Source organism: Thermococcus sp. M36, from assembly GCF_012027355.1.
GTDB lineage: Archaea > Methanobacteriota_B > Thermococci > Thermococcales > Thermococcaceae > Thermococcus.
Map to the genome: position 1 here is coordinate 1,160,660 of NZ_SNUH01000001.1, position 18,666 is coordinate 1,179,325.

20 protein-coding genes are annotated in these 18,666 nt (G+C 55.8%); 3 read left to right on the top strand and 17 right to left on the bottom strand.

The genetic code is table 11. The features are described from left to right. The first annotated feature begins 136 nt into the window (after window positions 1-136). The gene (locus E3E36_RS06385) at window positions 137-412 is read left to right on the top strand and encodes a TonB-dependent receptor (RefSeq protein ID WP_167894419.1); all 276 of its coding nucleotides are present in this window, start codon (window positions 137-139) and stop codon (window positions 410-412) included. On the opposite strand, the gene E3E36_RS06390 is transcribed toward E3E36_RS06385, so the two are convergent. The 11 genes from E3E36_RS06390 to twy1 form a co-directional block, all read right to left on the bottom strand. After that, window positions 367-1,140 carry a DUF2101 family protein gene (locus E3E36_RS06390; RefSeq protein ID WP_167894420.1) on the bottom strand — a complete coding sequence of 258 codons (774 nt, stop codon included), beginning with the start codon at window positions 1,138-1,140 and terminating at the stop codon, window positions 367-369. The two genes, E3E36_RS06385 and E3E36_RS06390, sit on opposite strands and share 46 nt — an antisense overlap. Beyond that, on the bottom strand, window positions 1,140-4,712 hold the full coding sequence (locus E3E36_RS06395; RefSeq protein ID WP_167894421.1) for a DUF2341 domain-containing protein: 3,573 nt from the start codon (window positions 4,710-4,712) through the stop codon (window positions 1,140-1,142). Before E3E36_RS06395 ends, E3E36_RS06390 begins: the two co-directional genes overlap by 1 nt. After that, window positions 4,694-6,811, bottom strand: coding sequence for a hypothetical protein (locus E3E36_RS06400; protein WP_167894422.1), 2,118 nt, complete (start codon window positions 6,809-6,811; stop codon window positions 4,694-4,696). The genes E3E36_RS06395 and E3E36_RS06400 overlap by 19 nt, the downstream gene beginning before the upstream one ends. Further along, window positions 6,808-7,836 carry a hypothetical protein gene (locus E3E36_RS06405; protein WP_167894423.1) on the bottom strand — a complete coding sequence of 343 codons (1,029 nt, stop codon included), beginning with the start codon at window positions 7,834-7,836 and terminating at the stop codon, window positions 6,808-6,810. Before E3E36_RS06405 ends, E3E36_RS06400 begins: the two co-directional genes overlap by 4 nt. After that, window positions 7,833-8,330 (bottom strand): hypothetical protein, encoded by a 498-nt coding sequence (locus E3E36_RS06410; protein WP_167894424.1) that lies wholly within the window; start codon window positions 8,328-8,330, stop codon window positions 7,833-7,835. The genes E3E36_RS06405 and E3E36_RS06410 overlap by 4 nt, the downstream gene beginning before the upstream one ends. Continuing rightward, window positions 8,311-8,754 carry a hypothetical protein gene (locus E3E36_RS06415; protein WP_167894425.1) on the bottom strand — a complete coding sequence of 148 codons (444 nt, stop codon included), beginning with the start codon at window positions 8,752-8,754 and terminating at the stop codon, window positions 8,311-8,313. Before E3E36_RS06415 ends, E3E36_RS06410 begins: the two co-directional genes overlap by 20 nt. A 2-nt stretch (window positions 8,755-8,756) precedes the next feature. After that, window positions 8,757-9,362, bottom strand: coding sequence for a class III signal peptide-containing protein (locus E3E36_RS06420; protein ID WP_167894426.1), 606 nt, complete (start codon window positions 9,360-9,362; stop codon window positions 8,757-8,759). Between the two features lie 40 nt (window positions 9,363-9,402). Further along, on the bottom strand, window positions 9,403-10,029 hold the full coding sequence (locus tag E3E36_RS06425; RefSeq protein WP_167894427.1) for a hypothetical protein: 627 nt from the start codon (window positions 10,027-10,029) through the stop codon (window positions 9,403-9,405). A gap of 12 nt (window positions 10,030-10,041) precedes the next feature. Further along, window positions 10,042-11,157, bottom strand: a complete 1,116-nt coding sequence (locus E3E36_RS06430) for a cell division protein FtsZ (protein ID WP_167894428.1) — start codon at window positions 11,155-11,157, stop codon at window positions 10,042-10,044. A 7-nt stretch (window positions 11,158-11,164) separates the two neighbouring features. Beyond that, window positions 11,165-13,351, bottom strand: a complete 2,187-nt coding sequence (locus tag E3E36_RS06435) for a prenyltransferase/squalene oxidase repeat-containing protein (RefSeq protein WP_167894850.1) — start codon at window positions 13,349-13,351, stop codon at window positions 11,165-11,167. A 68-nt stretch (window positions 13,352-13,419) separates the two neighbouring features. Continuing rightward, the gene (gene twy1 / locus E3E36_RS06440; RefSeq protein ID WP_167894429.1) at window positions 13,420-14,421 is read right to left on the bottom strand and encodes a 4-demethylwyosine synthase TYW1; all 1,002 of its coding nucleotides are present in this window, start codon (window positions 14,419-14,421) and stop codon (window positions 13,420-13,422) included. 152 nt (window positions 14,422-14,573) lie between these two features. On the opposite strand from twy1, the gene E3E36_RS06445 reads away from it, so the two are divergent. Next, on the top strand, window positions 14,574-14,711 hold the full coding sequence (locus tag E3E36_RS06445; protein WP_167894430.1) for a hypothetical protein: 138 nt from the start codon (window positions 14,574-14,576) through the stop codon (window positions 14,709-14,711). On the opposite strand, the gene E3E36_RS06450 is transcribed toward E3E36_RS06445, so the two are convergent. After that, window positions 14,689-15,279, bottom strand: a complete 591-nt coding sequence (locus E3E36_RS06450) for a HemK2/MTQ2 family protein methyltransferase (protein WP_167894431.1) — start codon at window positions 15,277-15,279, stop codon at window positions 14,689-14,691. The two genes, E3E36_RS06445 and E3E36_RS06450, sit on opposite strands and share 23 nt — an antisense overlap. Window positions 15,280-15,496: 217 nt before the next feature. On the opposite strand from E3E36_RS06450, the gene E3E36_RS06455 reads away from it, so the two are divergent. Next, window positions 15,497-16,777, top strand: coding sequence for a S8 family peptidase (locus E3E36_RS06455; RefSeq protein WP_167894432.1), 1,281 nt, complete (start codon window positions 15,497-15,499; stop codon window positions 16,775-16,777). Window positions 16,778-16,906: 129 nt separating this feature from the next. Here E3E36_RS06455 and E3E36_RS06460 read toward each other — a convergent pair whose 3' ends face one another. Genes E3E36_RS06460 through E3E36_RS06480 form a run of 5 tightly spaced genes read right to left on the bottom strand, consistent with a single transcriptional unit; the run spans window position 16,907 to window position 18,658 of the window. Beyond that, window positions 16,907-17,080 carry a 30S ribosomal protein S27ae gene (locus tag E3E36_RS06460; protein ID WP_167894433.1) on the bottom strand — a complete coding sequence of 58 codons (174 nt, stop codon included), beginning with the start codon at window positions 17,078-17,080 and terminating at the stop codon, window positions 16,907-16,909. A 10-nt stretch (window positions 17,081-17,090) separates the two neighbouring features. Further along, window positions 17,091-17,387 (bottom strand): 30S ribosomal protein S24e, encoded by a 297-nt coding sequence (locus tag E3E36_RS06465; protein WP_167894434.1) that lies wholly within the window; start codon window positions 17,385-17,387, stop codon window positions 17,091-17,093. Then, window positions 17,377-17,910: a GTP-dependent dephospho-CoA kinase gene (locus E3E36_RS06470; protein ID WP_167894851.1), complete on the bottom strand. Its 534-nt coding sequence runs from the start codon at window positions 17,908-17,910 to the stop codon at window positions 17,377-17,379. The genes E3E36_RS06465 and E3E36_RS06470 overlap by 11 nt, the downstream gene beginning before the upstream one ends. After that, window positions 17,910-18,098, bottom strand: coding sequence for a transcription elongation factor subunit Spt4 (gene spt4, locus E3E36_RS06475; RefSeq protein WP_167894435.1), 189 nt, complete (start codon window positions 18,096-18,098; stop codon window positions 17,910-17,912). The genes E3E36_RS06470 and spt4 overlap by 1 nt, the downstream gene beginning before the upstream one ends. Then, window positions 18,098-18,658: a DNA-directed RNA polymerase gene (locus tag E3E36_RS06480; protein WP_167894436.1), complete on the bottom strand. Its 561-nt coding sequence runs from the start codon at window positions 18,656-18,658 to the stop codon at window positions 18,098-18,100. Before E3E36_RS06480 ends, spt4 begins: the two co-directional genes overlap by 1 nt. Between the last annotated feature and the right edge of the window lie 8 nt (window positions 18,659-18,666).

Here is an 18,666-nt window from a genome sequence, read left to right on the forward strand (position 1 = left end):
TTTATCGGCAACGGGTTTAATCATCATCCCCCCACTTTTTTGGAGTGAAGGGTTTAAAAGCTCCATCTCTTTACTCAACAACATTGCAAAATAAAAAACTTTTTAAAGTGTTTTTCTTACTTTTACTGGTGATATTTTGGGACACACGGTGTACTACCGGATCCACATCGAGAAATGGGAGGAGTTCAGGGTGTTCTTGGCCGCAGTTGCCAGGGGGCTTGGATACCACCTCATGGATAGGGGTGAGTACGTTGTTGTATTGCCCGACTGTCCCTTGGTTGAACCGCTGGAGATAAAGAAAGAGGGCTGGGGCTTTGCAAAGACAAACTTGGTTGAGCCGTGTCATTCGGTGTACCTGCTGATACTTTACTCGATTTCTGCTTTTGGCTCTGTTGACGTGTGGGAGGACTGACCCTGGGGTTCACCGAGGTATACCTCCAGTATCCTTACGGGGATCGCCCCCCTGAGCTTTCTGTCCTCGACGAGGAGCTTCACGACCCTTCCCGGAGCGAGGTCTCTCACGGCGGGAACCCAGTACCGGCCGGGCTTTACGTTTGCCGCTATGTCGTCGTGGACGAAGACCCTGGCGAGGTCGTTTTTGACCTCCTCTACTGTCCCGTAGGTGTAGTCCCTCCCATACTTTTCTTTGAAGGCCCACCTGAAGGCGAGAACCAGCAGGAATACGGCGATGAGGTACATGTACTGGTACCCTGCGTGCGGATAGTACCGCTTTACTGCCACGTATCCCTCGAACGCCAGGAAAGTTATAGCCGTGAGGTACGTGTAGAAAAACGCGTAGGGCTCGTGATCCACGAAGAAGTCCCGGTATTTTAAGGTGGTTCTCCTCACGTAGAGGGCCTCGATCATGGAGAGCGCCAGCACGGCAGCGGGGCTGGGATGGAGTATCATTAAAAGCAGGTTTGCGAGGAGGTATGCTATAAAGCTCAGCTGGAGGCGCAGGCTGAGGAGCTCGTGGACGGTCACGTCTTTTCTGACGAGCTTCCGGAGGAGCTTAAACGAGGGGGGTTTGGGGGAAGCCTCCGGGACGATGATGTCCCCCAGTGCCCTTGCGGCTCTTCCGGGAAGGGTTTCTGCCCCCTCTCCTATTCTGTACAGCAGTTCTTCGAGGTCCAATCCCATCACCTGTCCAGCAGCCATGCACTCCCGAGGCTCCCCAGTACCTCTCCGGCAGTCCCGGTGTCTATGTAGAACCCGATTGATGAGAGGGAGACGTAGTTGCCGTTGCCCATCGAGACGCCCCAGACCCGGTATCCAGTGGGGATTGTCGAGGCCGGAGTGAACCCGGGTATGGAGGTTCCAACGACCGCGCTGATCCAGTAAACGTCGGCGGAGGATACACCCGAGCTGATGGCGGAAGTGGGGTCGTATCCGTTGTCTATGAGCGCCGCTATAAGCTTTTCGTCGCTCGGCTGGTATATGAACGTGAGGAGCCCGATGGGGTAAGGTGTGCCGTTGGCGGGGATGAGCCCGAGCTCCTTCTGCATCTGCACTGCGTCGTCCCAGTACGGCCCGTTTATCCCGGTTGATGCAGGGTCAAAGTTGCCCTCAAGCCTCTCAAAGAAGGATGGAGCCGCGTACACACCGAAGTATTTGTCATAGGTCAGGCAGTCAGCGAACGGCTGGACGTCAAAGGCGACTGCACTGTAGAGGTTCCATACCACACTCCCCGGAACCTGGATCTCCCCCATGGTGGCGCCGCTTGTCACGTAGGACTTCCCGACGATTATCCAGTCAAACCGGACGCCGGAGGATTCAGTCACAAGGGAGACGTTGGCGCTCCCCGTGGGCCCCTCCGCGGCGCTCACGGAGCCGTCGACTGTGGTTGGGTCGGCAAGCTTCGCCAGCGTTATGGAGGAGTAGCTGACGTTGGCCTCGTAGGTCGTGAACAGCGAAAGCGTCGGCACGTTGGCACCCGCTATGCTCTCCCAGTTCCTCAGCACTTCGAGGCTCGGGAAGGCGGTTCTTCCGGTCATCTCGTAGGCCAGCGGCTGGCTCCCAAGGTGCTTGGTCACCGTGATAGAGAGGTAGTCTGGGTTGAGATACTTGCGAACGTAGATGAAGTCGTATTCAGTTGAGCTGCCTGCGAACTGTCCCAGACCTATGGGTTCGTTGGATTCCGCAGTATAGCCTGTGTAGCTGCTGACCTGGACAGTGTTTCCGCTCCACGTCCCCTGGAAGGGCCCGCTCTGGTTCTGGTAGGTGATGAAATCCACGTCCCCGAAGATGTCCGGTGGAGTAACCGCTATCTCGACGCGCGTCCAAGTATCTCTAAGGTAGTTACCTCCGTCCACGAGGTTGAAGTAGGCACTGCCGTCATTTACATTAAACCATCCGAGGTCTCCATCGTAGTATAAATCCTCCATCCATCCGTATCCATTGGAGTCTATGTACCACAGCCAGAACGGGTCATCCGTGCTGCTGGATCCGATGAAAGTCTTCATGCCGATCACGTAGCTCTCGGAGAACGTCTGCTTTGTCCATATCCATACATCTGGGGTATTGGCGTTGTTGTCCCCGTTCAGCTTGAGGATGCCGTTGCTGACGGTTATTCTCCCGGAATCGCCTCCAACGTTCCACCTGCCGGTGTCCAGACCGGCTCCATCGAAGTCATCGAAGAACTCGAAGACCTGGCTCCCGTTCCCGCGCGTTGGGACACCTGTGTTGTAGATTATTCTGATTTTTGTGGTCGTTTCGAGGTACCTTCTATATTCAACAAAGGAAAATGTTCTCTGGTCTCCCCAATAGAGGGTTGTACTCCCTATGTCATATTCAAGAATCCCCCCAGAGATTCTCGTGTTTGAGATATAGTAATATCTTGTCCCAAACCATCTAAAGAGCCCTGAAACTAGTGTACTGTTTATCCTTGCCTCATACCTCTCCGTTAAGTTGGCCTTGATCCATATCAGCGCCCCGTTGCTGTTCCAGTACTCTATCCAGAATGGTATTAGCTTTCCGCTTTCGTCGGTTATCTGGATCTCCGCCCTGTTCGTGGCCGGGTTGTAGTTTATTCCCTGGATCACGGTTGAGTTCAGGTATATCGGGATCTGGTAGTCCGGGTAAACGGAACCGCCCTGGCTCTCTATCCACTGCTTTGCGACCAGGGCATCGTCGTATGTGTCTATATAGGGTGTCCGCCCGTTGTTCTCAATGTCCGCTATGCTGTCCGCGGTTCCATCAAATGGCCAGTATGCGATTCTCCAGGAACCTCCATCGGTGTATGTTATGTTGACCTCAATATAGTTCGCACCACCGAGAGGTGCCTGGTACGTCTCCGCGCCAGCCCTGCTTATCGGGGGCTCCATGCGCCACCTGACAAAGAACGGGGGCGAGAACGTTGCGTTCGAGACTATGACCCTTCCAGTGCTCTGGAGGGTTATGTACTCCCCGTCTAGCGAGTAGCTCCCGAGGGCGTTCCACTTGGCCGGATCAAGGCTTGAACCCGTGAAGTCGTCTATCAGCAGGAAGAGGGTCTCCTCACCGTACCCCCTCGTCCTGTAGGCGTCGTTCGTGGAGTAGTAGAGCCAGTAGGTGTCCGTGTCGGTCGTGTTCATCCAGAGCCACAGCGTGTTTGTTGTGTCGTCCCACCTCTCTATCCAGAAGTTCACGGGATTGTCGTTCTGGTCCCGTATGAGTATGGCCGCGCTCCTCCCGTCGTGGGCGGTGTCAGCGGCGATTCTGGAGACGTCCATCTTCACGAGGGTGAGCGTCCCCGGCTGGAAGTTTGTGAGGGTAAAGCTGATCCTGTGCTCGTAGTCGGTGCTCACGGTGCCCCAGTTCCCCGTGGTGTAGGGGACACTGATGTTTGAGAACACCATAACCCCCGTGTCGTTGACTGAAAAGACCGTTGAAGGGTTCACAAGGGTGCCGTCCACGCTCGTGTTGAGTATCTCGGCCTGGACGCCGGTGTGGGTGAGGCTGTACTGCCCCATGATGACGTCCACACCGTAGGTTCCAACGACTTTTTCAAGGCTTGAGTTTCCGACCCCGGTGAGCCATTTGATCGGGAGCTGTCCGAGCTCCGGATAGCTGAACTCGCAGGCCTGGATGGGTCTCTGGTATCTGCTGGAGGTGAACACGGGATACGGGGGGTCTTCAGTCCCGTCCAGCCCTATGACCACGTACGTATACCCCTCCACCGGGATGGAGCCGGAGTAAACCACCCTGCCGTTTCTGTCGGTTATCGTCAGGTTTGAAATCCTCGCTTTTATCGCGATGTGGAACGAGTCGAGGGGCACTATCTTCAGCTCCACTGGCAGGGGAGTGGGGTAGCTCAGGGTGTATCCGTCTCCGGCTATCTTCTGGGAAATCTCCTTCAGCCAGGCCGTTATGGTCTGGTTCTTCATTATGCTCTGGGGATCAAAGCCCACGAGGGTGCTTGAGCTTCCAGTCAGGATCAGATCCTTCATGGTCTCGTTGGCCATCCCGTCTATGAACCTCCTCTCGTCGGCGAGGTAGGTTATCATTGTCGCCAGGGCCCTTTTGCCGCTTATCTTCAGGGCATTTTCGAGGTCGAGCTGAATGTAGCTCAGGGTCCACCCCATTCTTTCGGCCATGATATTCTCGGCCTGTGCAGTCACGATCTGGTTCTGGACGTCTGAATAAGTAGCGGCGAGCAGCAGTAACGGTATAAGAAGGACAAGTACGGTATAGTTTATGATAAATCCCCTGCGTCTCATCCTCCTGACCTCCATATGAGGAGCCTCACACCAACCGGGTTGAAAAGCCCCGGCACGTTGCTCATGGTGGCGAAATCACCGCTCACGCTTGGGGGGAGGACAACGTCAATGGGGTTCGTGCTCGACCCGTCGTAGGGCTGTGTCAGCCACTCACTGTCGCCGTTTCTGTCGTCTATGAAGTTCAGCTCATTTAGAAGCCTGAGTATGGCGTCGTCAACGGCGTACTGGTCCGGTAGCAGTTCGTCCACGGAGATATCCCTGTACGGGGGGTTCCCGATGTACATGTACTTCGGGGATGTGCTGTCCGAGGAGTAATACGCCAGTCTGTAGCCCCTGTAGGTGGGGTATCCCTGCAGGAGCTTTGTGAATATCCTTGAGTACGGGGCGTATGCCCTTATGAAGTAGTTGACGATGCCCCATGCGTACCCCTGCCTGAACCCGTAGTAGTAGCCTGAGGCCGTCGAAGCCTCCCCGTGGAAGGTGTTTGTTCCGGGGTTCAGGATGTAGTCGTTTATGTCTCCGTAGCCGAAGCGGAAGAGGTACTTGTCGAGGTTGCCGTCGTAGATCGTGCCGCTGGCGGGGTCGTTCTCCCAGAATTTTAGGCTGCCCGAGACATCACCGCTGTACTGGATGCCTATCCAGAAGTCGGCGTACCACGGTATCGCGCTGGGGGGAAGGGTGTAGGTGGCGCTGATCGAGGAGTAAACGCCGCTGGTTAGGGGCCCGGAGTAGCTGAAGTCCGACGGCTCAAGGGCTATGCTTAGAGGAATAGCGTACGTTATCTGGGATGCCTTGGACTCAACGTCGAGCTCGACCCACGACCTCCCGAAGCCGAACAGGTGTTTGTTGCTCCCGTAGCCGTACACCGCCTCCCCGCTGGTGTAGTCCCAGCTTGCGTCAAAGGCAAGCATGAGGGTGAACGAATGGTTTCCGAGACTGGTCACACCGCACGGTTCGAGGAGGTTCTGCCTTATCTCATCGGGGTTGAATTGAGCCACCCCTGCGACGAACGACTTTGAGATGCTGTACTGGCACACGTTGGAGCCGAACGAGTAGTACATCCTCACGGTTCCTATGTTCTCGGCCTCAAGGTGGACAGTTATCCCGGTCACGTTCCCCGTGGGCACGATGGTCAGGAACTGCATGAAGCCCCTGTCGCTGGTCACGTCGTACAGATCAATCCTGTTGGGGTTTGCGAAGTCTAGGCTGCCCGTTGAGTACGACAGGAGGACGACGCTTCCGCTTCCGAATCCAACCTCGCTCGCCCACCCGCTGTCTATTGTGAAGTCCATGATGTTTGTTCCGGGGCCGAAGGCGGAGTTGAAGAGGGGGTCGTTGCTGAGGTCTGCCCCAGTGCCTAGATCCCTTGAGAACGTTGTTGCGTTTGTCGCGTTTATGATCTTCAGGTATATGTCGTTGTAGGGGAGTATCCTGGCATATATCGCCCCCTTGGCCACTATGTCCGTTGCGTCCTGGGGCAGCTTCACGGGGATCTTGACCCTCAGGACGTTTGAGCCCCCGCCGGCCGTGAGCCTCTGTATGCCGAGGAGTATTGAGTAGTCGTGTATCGCGGAGGTCAGGAACAGCCTCGTCATGTATCCCTGGGGGGTCTCGTTCTTTGTGAAGCCGCTCACAACGGCCGTTGCGGAGTACATGTTGGCCTCGTCGGTGGGCTGGGTGCTGTTCGCGACAAGGGTGTTGTCTATATACAGGGCGTATTCATAGCCGGGAAAGTTTTTCCTTATGACCTCATCCAGGATCTGTCTGGCCTTCTCGGTTAAATTGAGGGATTTGTATGCGTCTATCTGTGAGAGCGCCCAGTAGGTCAGGGCTATCCTCAAAGGGGACATCGAGGGGCTGACCAGGAGGGTCTCGTCAAGGGTGCCGTTGGCTATCCACGCACTTATTACTTCCGGGCTCACCAGCGTGTTCAGCGGGACGTTTTCAAGCGTTACCATTACCTCCTGGACATCGTAGTTGCTGGAGACCCGCTCCGCCGTCGAAACCATCTGAACGTAGCCCTCACGCAGGGCAACAACACTCGCCACAACGCTCATAACCAGGATCATTGCGAGAAGCGCGTCAAGTGTGAATATGAACCCTCTCCTCTTCATGGCTCCCACACCCATATCCTCAGTACCGCTGGCTCGGAGCTGGGCCTGAGCGTCCATCTCACGTCCGGAACTATGCTGATCTCAACGCTCCCCCTGTCCCAGCCTTGGATGGAGTACAGCCACAGTCCGACAACCTTTCCTTCAGAGTTTCCCCCGAAGACGTCCACCAGCGGGATGGTTATTCCCGTTATATTTCCTTCGTAGAGAACAGTTCCGCTGCCGTCCCTGAGGACCGCCTTGGCCCTATCGCCAGAGTTTTGTTTGTACACGAGTATGCCCCTCATCAGCGATCCGACCCTGACGACGATGGTGAGGTTCCCGGCGGAGTCGGGTACGCTGAAGGTCAGGCGGGCGTTCTGGGGGGGGGCCTGCTCAAGCACCCCGTACAGCAGGGGGACGTCACCAGACGGGTTCCTCGAAAAGTTGTACTCCAGCCTGCCCACCGCGAGTTTCCTCTCGGCGGGTATTATCCACCTTGCAGCATCCATAGACGCGTTTATCGAGGCGGGGTCGGTAACTATGTTCCCGTTGATCAGGGCGAAGAAGTATGTTGAGCCGGCGATGTTCCTGCCGCTCTCGGGGGTGGGAATGATGTAGGTGCCGCTGAACGTGGGGGTGGCGTTCCCCAGCAGCGTGCCGTTCACCTCCACGTGGAACAGGGCGGTGTAGACCGCCAGAAGGAAGTTCTTTCCCTGGGACAGGTTGGCTAAAGTGCCCACAATGGAGCTTTTCGAGGCATTGAGCGCCATGAGCTTGGCGTAGTCAATGAGGGGGGGATTCCTAACGTCCAGCAGGCCAGGGACAACGACGCTGCCCGGGTTCCTCTCCCAGTCTGCGGGCTCGCCGGGGGTTTTTGTGAGCACGTCGAGCATGTTGTTCGCGGTGTTGGTTCTTTCGTACCACTCTATCATTGACGTTATCTCCGCCTTCATGGTTTCAGAGGTGGCTGTTATGGTCCCTAGCAGCATGATCACCAGCACCATTGACAGCATGGCGTCCATTGAGAATACCTGGCCCCTCCTCACGGTACCACCGCCCAGCTCTCCCCTACGCTCACGTTCAGTATTACCCTTCTCCCTTCATAGTAAAGGTTCCCGCTTTTTATGGAGAACCCGGGCTGTGCCGCCAGGCGGTTCTTTATGAACTCCCCAAGCGCGCCCGCTATTCTGTACTCATCTGCGGGTGAGATGGAGGTATCGTGTTCAAAATCCACGAGCACGGCCATTGATTGCCCGGTTTCATTCCTGATGGCGGCCCCTATAAAGCGTATCCTGGCGCTGTCGGAGTAGTTCTGGATAACCTCGTTGAGGGGAACGTATATGGGGTCGTCGAGCACCATGACACCAACGCGGAGGTAGGCCTCCGCATCACTGGCGGCGCCCCTTACGGAAACCAGCACGGCGGAGTCGTAGCTCCCCTGAAGGTGTGTGGGGATCAGGAGGAGAACCCCGAGTAGTATTATGGAGAGTATGAAGAGCATCTCTACAGAGGTCTGCCCCCTAAGGTTCGAGCCTGACATGGAGCAGACCCTCCGTCTGGTTGTATACAACTGCCACCCAGAACTCAGTATTGTTCTGTGTGAGGACAACGGTGGAGTTCTCATGGAATGGGATCATGCTGTTTTGAACCACCCTGTACTTCCTGCCCCCGATGGAGGCATCTATTACGATCCTGTTTCTGTTCCCGTCGAAGGACACCGTTATGTTGTCCCCTGCAGAGAGGGGTATGGGTGAGACCTTTTTGAGTCTGAATCCACCTCCCCCGGAGTACGCCTTCACTACGGCGTCTCTGAGCTCCACACTGAAGACCTTAAGCTTGGCCCCGGTATCCAGAACCGTGGCGCTGGCCCTTTCGCTGACGGCGAATGATACCAGGCTGAGCATCGTGATGGTCACGAGCGTGATCGCGAAGAGGAGGTCTATGGTTATCTGTCCCCTGCCCATGATCACCCACCGGGGTTTATTGTTATCTTCAGCTCGCCGAGGTTCGGGTCGTACACCCACGAGTCTGTGGAGGCGGGATCCCACATCACGACGACCTTCAGAACGGCCGGGATGGTTGTGGGGTCAATAACGATGCCGTACATTGTGGTGGTATTGACGGTTATGCTCCCTGACGGGCTCCACACCTGGGAATCGTTGTACAGGGTCTTGGAGTAAAGGGCCCTGCTCCAGAACACGGTTTTGTTGCCCCCCTTCATGATCGGGACGTATCCGTTCCCGGTGACGGTGACGTATGTCCCGTTAGCGTAGCTTATAAATATCTGCGGGCCGGTTATTCCCAGTCCGCTGGACAGGTACTGCGGGTTTCTCAGAAACGTCAGCTTTACGTAGCTGGTGGCCTTTGCACCAGCCCCCTGTGCGTACACCTGGCTCACCGTTCCGGAGATAGCGTTGGCCAGGGCCTTTTCCTCGAGGCTTACCTGTATCCTCAGGTTCTCGGTGGAGGGGGAGCCGGACTGAAAGGTGATGTTGTTAACTGAGTACACCATCAGTATCAGGAGTATCCCGAACACCAGCATGAACTCCAGGGATATCTGGCCCCGTCTCATGTTATGCTTCCTCCGGTGAGTGTATGCTCCCATCTTCTATTTAACGGTTATCCCCGGATTTTCCAGTCTGAACTACGGCAAACAGGCCGGTTCCTATCTGTTTTATTTTTACCCCGAAATAATCCCGGCTGAATATCTTGAAGCGGTACCTATCTGCCTTTAGAGAATGCTTGGTCGTGATGCTCCTGAGCTCGTCTATAAAGAACTGGGCGAGCTCGTAGTATATGAGATCCAGCCTTGAATACGTGTATTCCCTCGCCCGCAATGCAAGGGGCGTCAGGGCCAGTCCAATGAGTATGTATGGCACCCTAGTCTTCACCGAAAGCAGTGCCGTCACCGCTACGGCAGAGCCCAGGAGAACGTACCAGGCCTTTTCTAGCCTTTTTGTGCGCTTTATCTCGTTTACCTTTGCCTCCCAGATGTCGAGAAGGAAGGGGTTGTAGAAGTCAAACGCGGTGTGCCGCTTGCCCTTTGCCACCCGCTCCCTTATGAGCTCGTCCCAGTCATCGTGGTAGTATATGATCTCCCCGCGGAGTTTTGCGCGTTCGGCGTCTATGGACGAGATTATCCTTATCAGGTCCTCTGCGCTCTCGTGGGCTATGTGGGAGTAAACTTCCCTCTCGTCAAGTTCCATCACAACCTCCACTGAATCTTTGACCCGTTCCATAACGCCGCCTCCTTATCCCCCCTCCGCAGGATCCTCTGTGCTTCTTGCTGGAGGGTACAGGTCGTCAAAGTCCGGCAAACCGCTCAGCAGCTCGTTCTTTCTGTTCTCCGCTTCCTCCTTTGCCTCCATGAACGAGCGGGCGTACTCTTTTGCGGTCAGTATTATCTCCTCTATGCTTCTGCTCTCGTATATGCCGCTCAAGAGGGTTACGACTTCGACCTCCCTCTCCCTCGGATCCGGGTAGAACCCCCTGAATATCTGCTTCCCCTTTATCTTGCTGGTGAGGTAGTCGAGAGCCTCAAAAATTTCAGAGGCTTTGAGGGCCCCGGGGGGCCCGTGAATCGCCACGAGGCCGTAAAGTGCTGACTCTATATTCGCGTCGAGGTACAGTCCCTCATTTTCAAAGGACTTCATAATGAGCCGCGACAGATTTCTAATCTTGCTGGCGTCCGCTTTTGCGTAGCCGACGGTGGCGAAGCTTCCGAAAGCCTTGAGCACAAACTTCAGATCGCTCGCGTCGAGGGTCTGCTCTCCCGGGACGTCGACCAGTGCAAGGAGGGAGGCTATCCTTTCGACTATGGTGTAGTTTATTTTTTCGTATGCCCGGGTTATGTCCTCGCCGCTCTCCTTGAGCTTGTTGTTGTCTATGGCTATTATTGAGTCCGCTATCTTTGAGAGCTTGTCTATGGTTATCGCGGCGTTTATTGTGGGCCGTATGCCCTCCTCCCGGAGTGGGAGCGCACCGATCGCCACCACCAGGGAATCCGGGTACTCCTCCTTCAGGGCTTCCGCGAGTACGGGCGTCCCGCCTGCCCCGGTTCCCCCGCCGAACCCGAAGGTAAGGAAAAACACGTCAACGTCATCGTATCCGACTATTGATCCTATTTTTTTCATGACGAGGGGGAGATCGCGCTTCATTGCCTCCCTCCCGAGCAGGGGGTTGGCGTTGACCCCCTTTCCCCCCGTGATGCTCTCACCGACAAGCACCCTGTGCTCCTGGGGTATGTGCTTCAGGTAGCTGAGGTCCCCCTTTGACGTGTTCACCGCGAGGGCCTCAAAGTCCACCAGGGCAAAGATGTCCGCTATCTTTGTCCCGCACTGTCCAACCCCTATTATAAGGGCCCTCACCGCTAGATCACCCCACCGTAATCAGACGTATCCTGTTGCTCTCAACCAGTAGCACCATGGCATGGCCGCGGATGTAGCGTATGAACCCCGTGGTGAACATCTGCTCTATTATGTCCTGGTGGCCGGGATCTGAGAGCACGAACAGGACGACTCCGTTGGGGGTCTTTCCGGGGATGACCACGATCGCATCTCTCCGCGGGACTGTTATGTTGCCGACGGTGACAGTTTCGTTAGTGACCCTGAACGTGAGGTACGGGTTGTACTGGGTCAGCGGGTAGTCCTCAAAGCCTGCGAACACAATATAGTTGTCCTCACCGATCTGGGCTGAGGCCCCCTCAATGAAGTTGCCGCTGAAGTAGTTTGAAAGGGTCGCGGTGATCTTTGCAATGCTCTCGTTGCTTAGGGTCAGGTTCACAATCTCGAACGACTCGGTATCGAGTGTGTACCTGACGTCATAGAGTGTAACCGACGGCACGTACTGGAAGCGGGACAGGTAGAGCACCGCAACTGAAGTGTCCACGGTGTTCTCCTGTATGACACCCTCATCGCGGTACCTCATCACCAGGGCTAGAGTTTCGTTGGTGTAGTTGTATCCGTATTCGGCCAGGATGTCCGTGGCCCTGACGGTCAGTTCGAGGCTCCTGTACGGTGTTCCTCTGCTGTATGACCACCCGTCGTCCTCCCTCTGGCTGAGGAGCCACTGGATGTGGGGCTTTAGTTCGTCGGGAGAGGCTATGCCGTCCAGGGCCTCAAGAACCGTTATCGTTGTGAGGGTGTCGGGGAACATGAGCTTGCGGACGTAACCGCCCAGGTAGAGGCCCCACCCTCCGCTGCTCACCTCCAGGAGCCACTCCTTGGCCTTCTGGATGGTGGGGTCATTGGGGGGTACACCGAGGTCGAGCAGGGCCTTTACCGCCAGTGCAGTGTCGTAGGGCTGGGGGCCGAGGAAGCTGTGTCCCCACAGTCCGCCCCGGAGCTGGGACCCCTTAATGAGGTTTATGGCCTCCTTCCGCTCATCCTCCGAAAGGAGGCCGTACCTGAGGAGAGTTTCAAGGGCGTAGAAATACTCGTAGGTCATTCCCCCGCGCGTCCTTATCTTTTCTGTCTCCACTTCAAACGCCTTCTCCGTCCAGTTGAGGGCCTTTTCGATGTTCGCCGCGGTGGGGTAGCAGGTGCTCATAGCAGAAACCGCGTAGTAGGTGGCCTTTTCGTTTGAGGGTGCACCGAATACGACTCCCCATCCGCCGTCGGGGTTCTGGAGCATTGTGAGGTCGTCGCAGGGCATGTAGTACGGGTTCTCGAACTCCCTGTGGGGGGCCCTCTCGTATGTCGTGGAGAGCGCCATCAGGGCGAAGGCCGTTGCGGCGGTGATGCCCCTAGTCGCACCTCCGATCCACGCTCCCGGCCAGTACGCGACGTCTTGCGTCTCTACCTGGGAGTGGGATTCCAGCTTTGTGAGGAGGCGGTAGGTGTCAAAGTCAAAGGGTCTGGTCAGAACCAGCGCGTAGGTCAGGAGGGCCCTCTCTCCAACCGTCACGTTCCCTTCGAAGAGGATGTCTTTAACTTTCTCTATGATGCTCTCGTTCACCGGATAGCCCAGGCTGTGGTAGGCCATAATCTTGAGGCCGAGGGCCTCGTACTCCGGTATTTCGCATGGCAGGTCATCCAGGTTCTGCAGTGCATTGAGCACGGTCCCCTCATCGTACGTGTGTCCTGTCTCTCCAAGTGCCCACAGCGCCATGAGGGTGGGGTAGCAGGAGGAGGGGGTTTCGGGGACGTATCCCCAGCCCCCGTTGCCTTTAGCGGAGAGGATGTATGAAACGCCCCTCCCTATGCTCTCCCGGGCAGCGTCTTTCTGTATTTCGCCCATCATGGGGAGGGCTCTCTGGAGCGCTATGACTGCGTAGGCGGTGTCAATAACGTTGCTCGGCTCGTTGAAGAAGTACCCCCACCCGCCGTCGGGGTTCTGGTATCCGATCAGTCTGTACACGAGGTTCGACAGATCCGGTCTTACACTCCACAGGAGATCATCCGCTGCGGAAGTGATGGCCATTATCGAGAGGCTCAACTCCTGAGTCCGGGATGTTCCGAGTGCGGAGTCCCTGAGAAACCTCACGGAACCATCTATTGTACCAGCTGATACAACAGGAGCCAATATGAGCACGATTACAATCAGAGCTAGGGCCTTTCTCATCATGCTACACCCCTAAGGGCATTTTAAGAATGCCAAATACATAAACTTTTTCCAAAGAAAAAAGAAGGTCAGTGCTTCAGGAAGCGGCCGTTTTTCCCGCTCCCGTGGCTGTCAACGTCGTCGCGCATTATGAGTACGACCCTGCTCGGCTCGTACTCGTCCTCTATGTGGTATCCCGGGAGATGTCTGACGAGCTCCTCAGCGAAGGCCCGTATCTCCTCGTGGCGGGGCATGTTGTTGATGGTCAGCCTGTTCCTCGAAAAGCCGACGAACATGTACGCCTTTGCCTCAACGAACATCGGGTTGGCCAGCTTTATCAGCTTCGCGTAGCCCTCCGGATTGTGCATGTTCTCGCCCTTGACGAGGGTTAGCCTTATGACGGTTCTGGTGTCGGCATCGCCCATGAGCCTTAGCGTCTCCTTGATCTTGTCCCACCCCCCGGGCACCATGGGGACGTTTACCCTGCTGTATGTCTCGGTGTCAGGGGCCGTGAGCGAAACGTAGAGCTGGGTCGGGAGCTTGTCCTCCCTGATCATCTCCTCAAGCCTTTCCGGGACGGTTCCGTTCGTGACTATGAAAGTGGTAAATCCGCGCTTGTGGAACTCCTCCACCAGGTCGCCCATGTAGGGGTAGAGCATCGGCTCGCCGGAGAGGCTTATCGCTGCATGCTTAGGGTTCCACGCCTCCTCGAACTTCTTCATGTTTATGCCCGGCATGCCCTTGTAGCCGACGAGGAGCTTCCTCTGGGCCTTTATGCTCTCCTCGACGATGAAGGCTGGATCGTCCCATGGCCCCGGTAGTTCCGTGCCAAGGAAGCCCTCCATCGGGCGCCAGCAGAATATGCAGTTGTGGCTGCACCACGCCGTTACAGGTGTCATCTGCAGGCACCGGTGCGAGTGGATGCCATAGAACTTCTGCTTGTAGCAGAACCTGTCCTTCTTTATACTCTCCTTTAGCCAGTGGCATAGCTTGACCGAGCTGTGCCTGCCCACCAGGGCGTAATGCTGCTTTTTAAACAGTCTCGCAATCTCCTCGGGCATGTTGGGGTTGGACTTGAAAGTTAACGCCATTAGCCTCACCTAAATCTCTCTCTGGGGTTGGCTTGGGCGGGCGCTTTAAAAAGGTGATGGGTCGCGTTTGGGGAGCGGCTGATTATTTTATCGTCGAAAAATAGTTCGGCAATCTGCGAAAGGTTTAAAAGCTCGCCATCGTCCTCTCCTCTATGTTCGAGTGGATAAAACCCCAACCCGAGCTGAAGGTAAGGGAGATTGAAATCGAATTCTTTGAGGACGAGGTTGACGTTCCGGAGAGGCCGAAGGTGAGGCTCGTTCTCGAAATCAAGCGCCACCACCTGGCTTGACCGCGTTTATCAGCACTATGTCCTCGAAGAAGACGTGCTTCTTAGCGACGACCTTCGCGGCCAGTCCCGCTTTTTCCAGCCTTTCAAGCGTCTTTTCGATTCCAGTTATCGAGCTCTGGACTATCTGAAGGATTCCGCCGGGTTTGAGGTAGTTTCCCACCTCATCAATGAACCTGTCCAGAACCTCTCTCCCGCTCTCCCCGCCTACCAAAGCAAGGTCTATCGGTTCCTTCGGCTCGCCTGGAAGGTAGGGGGCGTTGAACGTTATCACGTCGAACTTTCCGGAAACGTTCTCAAAGAGGTCGCTCAGCCTGAACTCGACGTTTTTTATGCCGTTCAGCCTGGCGTTTTCTCTAGCAAGTTCAACGGCAATCGGGTTTACGTCAACCCCAAGAACGAACTCCGCCTTTCCTGCCATCAGAAGGGCTATCAGCCCTGTGCCCGTGCCGACGTCGAGTGCCCTGTCGCCTTCCCTGACCGCGAGGTTCTCCGCTAAGAGAAAGGTATCCTCAGCCGGCTCGTAGACCTGTGGGTGGAGCTTGAGTTTGAGTCCCATGTACTCTAACATGTACGGAATGTTGTTCCTGGGGTTTTTGAGTTTAACGCTGTGGTGTCGTTTATACTTGAATTATCCTGGACTAAATCCAAGTTTGAGCCCGAATTGAGGAAGTTGTGACAACGGCACGTTTCTTATTCTTCTAAAATTTCAACCCATTGCTCCAAAATACTTAAATCGTGCTTTTTTGGAATCATTGACGTTCATGAAAATACGGAGGTGCCGATGTATGCGCAGTAAAGGATTTGTTGGAGCACTAATAGGAACGCTTGTACTTTTGTCTCTCTTTGCGGTTCCAACGAGTGCAGAAAGCACAGAGTTAGTGAGGGTTGTGGTTCACATAGACAGGACTGCCTTTAGACCCAACGCCGTGATGGAGCTCGGTGGCCACGTAGTTTACCAGTTCAAGCTAATTGATGCCGCTGTTATAGAAGTTCCAATGCACGCGGTTGGAAAGCTCAAGAAGCTTCCAGGGGTTAAGATGGTTGAGTTCGACCATCAAGCAGTCCTCCTTGGAAAGCCTCCGGGAGTGGGGAAGCCCAAACCCTCACAGCCCACCCAGACCGTTCCATGGGGGATTGAGCGCGTTAAGGCTCCGGAAGCTTGGAGCGTAACCGACGGTTCGACCAACGGAGTAATTCAAGTTGCAGTCCTCGACACAGGAGTTGACTACGACCACCCGGATCTGGCGGGTAACATAGCATGGTGCGTGAGCACGCTTAGGGGAAGGGTCTCAACCAAGCTCAAGGACTGCAAGGACCAGAACGGGCACGGGACACACGTTATTGGAACTATTGCGGCCCTCAACAATGATATCGGTGTTGTTGGAGTAGCCCCTGGAGTTGAGATATACTCAATTAGGGTTCTTGATGCCAGTGGAAGGGGCTCTTACAGCGACATAGCCATAGGAATCGAGCAGGCCATCCTCGGGCCCGACGGGGTTGCTGACAGCGACGGCGATGGAATAATAGCCGGTGACCCCGACGACGATGCTGCAGAGGTCATAAGCATGTCTCTGGGTGGCTCAGCTGACGACCAGTATCTCCATGACATGATAACCCAGGCTTACAACGCGGGTATAGTCATAGTCGCGGCCAGCGGAAACGAAGGTGCCGATAGTCCGAGCTATCCGGCAGCTTATCCGGAGGTCATAGCGGTTGGAGCCACTGATAGCAACGATCAAGTCCCCTCCTGGAGCAACAGACAGCCCGAGGTAAGTGCTCCGGGCGTTGACATTCTTAGCACTTATCCGGACGACAGCTACGACACTCTCAGCGGAACCTCGATGGCCACTCCTCACGTAAGCGGTGTTGTGGCTCTAATCCAGGCGGCTCACTACAACAAGTACGGCACGGTTCTCCCGGTGGGGACCTTCGACGACATGACTGAGAACACGGTTAGGGGAATACTCCACGTAACTGCCGACGACCGCGGTTCCTCTGGCTGGGACGCGGATTACGGCTACGGCATCGTCAGGGCCGACTTGGCAGTCCAGGCCGCGATTGGCTGATCTTTTTCTTTTCTGCTTTTGTTTGTTGCGGGTCTGGAGAGCAAGTAACCGGCAAACTGTCAGAACTACTGTTCTGCGGACTGTCCTAGTAACCCCCAGAAAAGCGGATTATTGGAAGAGAAAAGGAGATCACTTCCTCTTCCACTCGGTGTAGCCGCACCTTCCGCAGCTCCAGCGGTCCTTGTGCTCGGCCATGAAGACGCCCGGGCCGCAGCGCGGGCAGAACTTGCCCTTCCTCTTGACCTTTCCGCCCTGTACCTCGTACATCTTCCACTTCTGGCTGGTCTTCTTGCCCTTCGCCATCTAAACCACCTCACTCCTCCTCTTTCTGGATGAGGCCGTCCCTGATGAGGATGTACTCGGGCTCGATGTAGAGCATCCTCTCCTTGCTCTCGTAGGCCTTCGCGTAGCCCTTGCTGACCCTGCTACCGAAGTAGCTCCTTATGTACTGGATAACGACGGTCTCGGGGTCGAGGTCGAGCATCGCGACGAGCTTGCCCTTGACGTCGGCCCTGCTCGGGGTCGGCTCTCCCTCGTGGATGACATCGAAGTATATCTCCTTTCTCCCGAGGAGCTTGTTCTCCCTTATCTCGGTAACCTTAATCTCCATCGCGAACCACCTCCATCTTCGACATGAGCTTTCCGCACTTGAGCTTGCATTCGGGTGTTACCCTTATAAGCACTACTCCCTCGTCAGGCTGGCCGTAGAGCACGAGGCTCCCGTAAGGGGCGTAGAGCACGGCCGGAATGGCCGCCAAATCCTCCTCACCGCACACCTTTATGTAAACCCTCCGGCCCCTTTCGGCCAGTCCAAAGCCCTTTCTGATTGCGTTTAATAAAGCTTTCGTTATCGTCCCCGCTGGGTTCTGGACGGTCATCACCACAGCGCCGGTCTCGATGTCGGGGTTATACTCTTCTCTCTTGGTCTTGTGGTCGTAGATCGCCAGGCTGGGCTTTATCCCGAGCCTGAGGACGTTTTCAGTAACCACATCGCCGACGGTAACGACATGTCTGGCCCCTTCAAGCTCACCCCTAATCCTGAGGTACGGTTCGGGGATCTCCCCGCGGACGAGATCCCCTAGGGGCTCTTTCAGCTCCTTTCGGAGTTCGGGTGTTAGTTTGAAGTAGGCCATCATCTGACCCTTATGGCGTACTTTCCGGGGACTTTGACCTCGAGCTTCTGGGCTATCCTGCTCTTCTCGGGCTCGGTGATTATCACGAGGTCGAACCACTCCTCGCTCAGATCCCTGCTCCCGCAGACGGGGCAGCGGTCTTCCGTGGTTATGTAGTGGCAGTGCCTGCATGCCCTCTCCTTGACCATCAGGCCTCAGCCTCCCTGCGCTTCTCCTTCTCTATCCAGTCCTTCTTTCCGAGGCCCGGCTGGCGCATGGTGAGGCCTATCTTGTTCTCACGGATGACCCTGCTCTTGATGCTGACGGCTATTATCCTCGCTCTGGTGTAGTCGCCGAGCTTGAGAACCCTGTTGGTCTCCTTGCCGATGAACTGCTTGTTCTTCTCGTCGAAGACGACGTAGTCGTCCATGAGCTGGCTGATGTGGACGAGGCCGTCCATCGGGCCTATCCTGATGAAGGCGCCGTAGGGCGCGACATCTATAACCTCGCCCTCAACAACCTCGTGCATTTCGGGCTTCCAGACGAGGACGTTGAAAACAACCTCGTGATAGGTGGCGCCATCGCCAGGGACTATAACCCCCTGGCCTATCTCCTCGACGTCCATGACTGCCAGAATAACGCCCTCGTCCCTGTCATAGATACCCTCGTAGGTCTCGCGGAGGACGAGTTTGGCGGCTTCCTTTGGATCCATTGTGAACATCCTGGGTGGGATCCTCACGACGTCCTTAATCTTGAGGAGCTTGTACATGCCTCAAC

Excerpts from the sequence above, each read along its gene's own strand:
- E3E36_RS06390 (WP_167894420.1), bottom strand. The coding sequence starts at position 1,140 with ATGGGATTGGACCTCGAAGAACTGCTGTACAGAATAGGAGAGGGGGCA.
- E3E36_RS06395 (WP_167894421.1), bottom strand. The coding sequence starts at position 4,712 with ATGGAGGTCAGGAGGATGAGACGCAGGGGATTTATCATAAACTATACC.
- E3E36_RS06400 (WP_167894422.1), bottom strand. The coding sequence starts at position 6,811 with ATGAAGAGGAGAGGGTTCATATTCACACTTGACGCGCTTCTCGCAATG.
- E3E36_RS06410 (WP_167894424.1), bottom strand. The coding sequence starts at position 8,330 with ATGTCAGGCTCGAACCTTAGGGGGCAGACCTCTGTAGAGATGCTCTTC.
- E3E36_RS06415 (WP_167894425.1), bottom strand. The coding sequence starts at position 8,754 with ATGGGCAGGGGACAGATAACCATAGACCTCCTCTTCGCGATCACGCTC.
- E3E36_RS06420 (WP_167894426.1), bottom strand. The coding sequence starts at position 9,362 with ATGAGACGGGGCCAGATATCCCTGGAGTTCATGCTGGTGTTCGGGATA.
- E3E36_RS06425 (WP_167894427.1), bottom strand. The coding sequence starts at position 10,029 with ATGGAACGGGTCAAAGATTCAGTGGAGGTTGTGATGGAACTTGACGAG.
- E3E36_RS06435 (WP_167894850.1), bottom strand. The coding sequence starts at position 13,351 with ATGAGAAAGGCCCTAGCTCTGATTGTAATCGTGCTCATATTGGCTCCT.
- twy1 (WP_167894429.1), bottom strand. The coding sequence starts at position 14,421 with ATGGCGTTAACTTTCAAGTCCAACCCCAACATGCCCGAGGAGATTGCG.
- E3E36_RS06445 (WP_167894430.1), top strand. The coding sequence starts at position 14,574 with ATGTTCGAGTGGATAAAACCCCAACCCGAGCTGAAGGTAAGGGAGATT.
- E3E36_RS06450 (WP_167894431.1), bottom strand. The coding sequence starts at position 15,279 with ATGTTAGAGTACATGGGACTCAAACTCAAGCTCCACCCACAGGTCTAC.
- E3E36_RS06455 (WP_167894432.1), top strand. The coding sequence starts at position 15,497 with ATGCGCAGTAAAGGATTTGTTGGAGCACTAATAGGAACGCTTGTACTT.
- E3E36_RS06460 (WP_167894433.1), bottom strand. The coding sequence starts at position 17,080 with ATGGCGAAGGGCAAGAAGACCAGCCAGAAGTGGAAGATGTACGAGGTA.
- E3E36_RS06465 (WP_167894434.1), bottom strand. The coding sequence starts at position 17,387 with ATGGAGATTAAGGTTACCGAGATAAGGGAGAACAAGCTCCTCGGGAGA.
- E3E36_RS06470 (WP_167894851.1), bottom strand. The coding sequence starts at position 17,910 with ATGGCCTACTTCAAACTAACACCCGAACTCCGAAAGGAGCTGAAAGAG.
- spt4 (WP_167894435.1), bottom strand. The coding sequence starts at position 18,098 with ATGGTCAAGGAGAGGGCATGCAGGCACTGCCACTACATAACCACGGAA.
- E3E36_RS06480 (WP_167894436.1), bottom strand. The coding sequence starts at position 18,658 with ATGTACAAGCTCCTCAAGATTAAGGACGTCGTGAGGATCCCACCCAGG.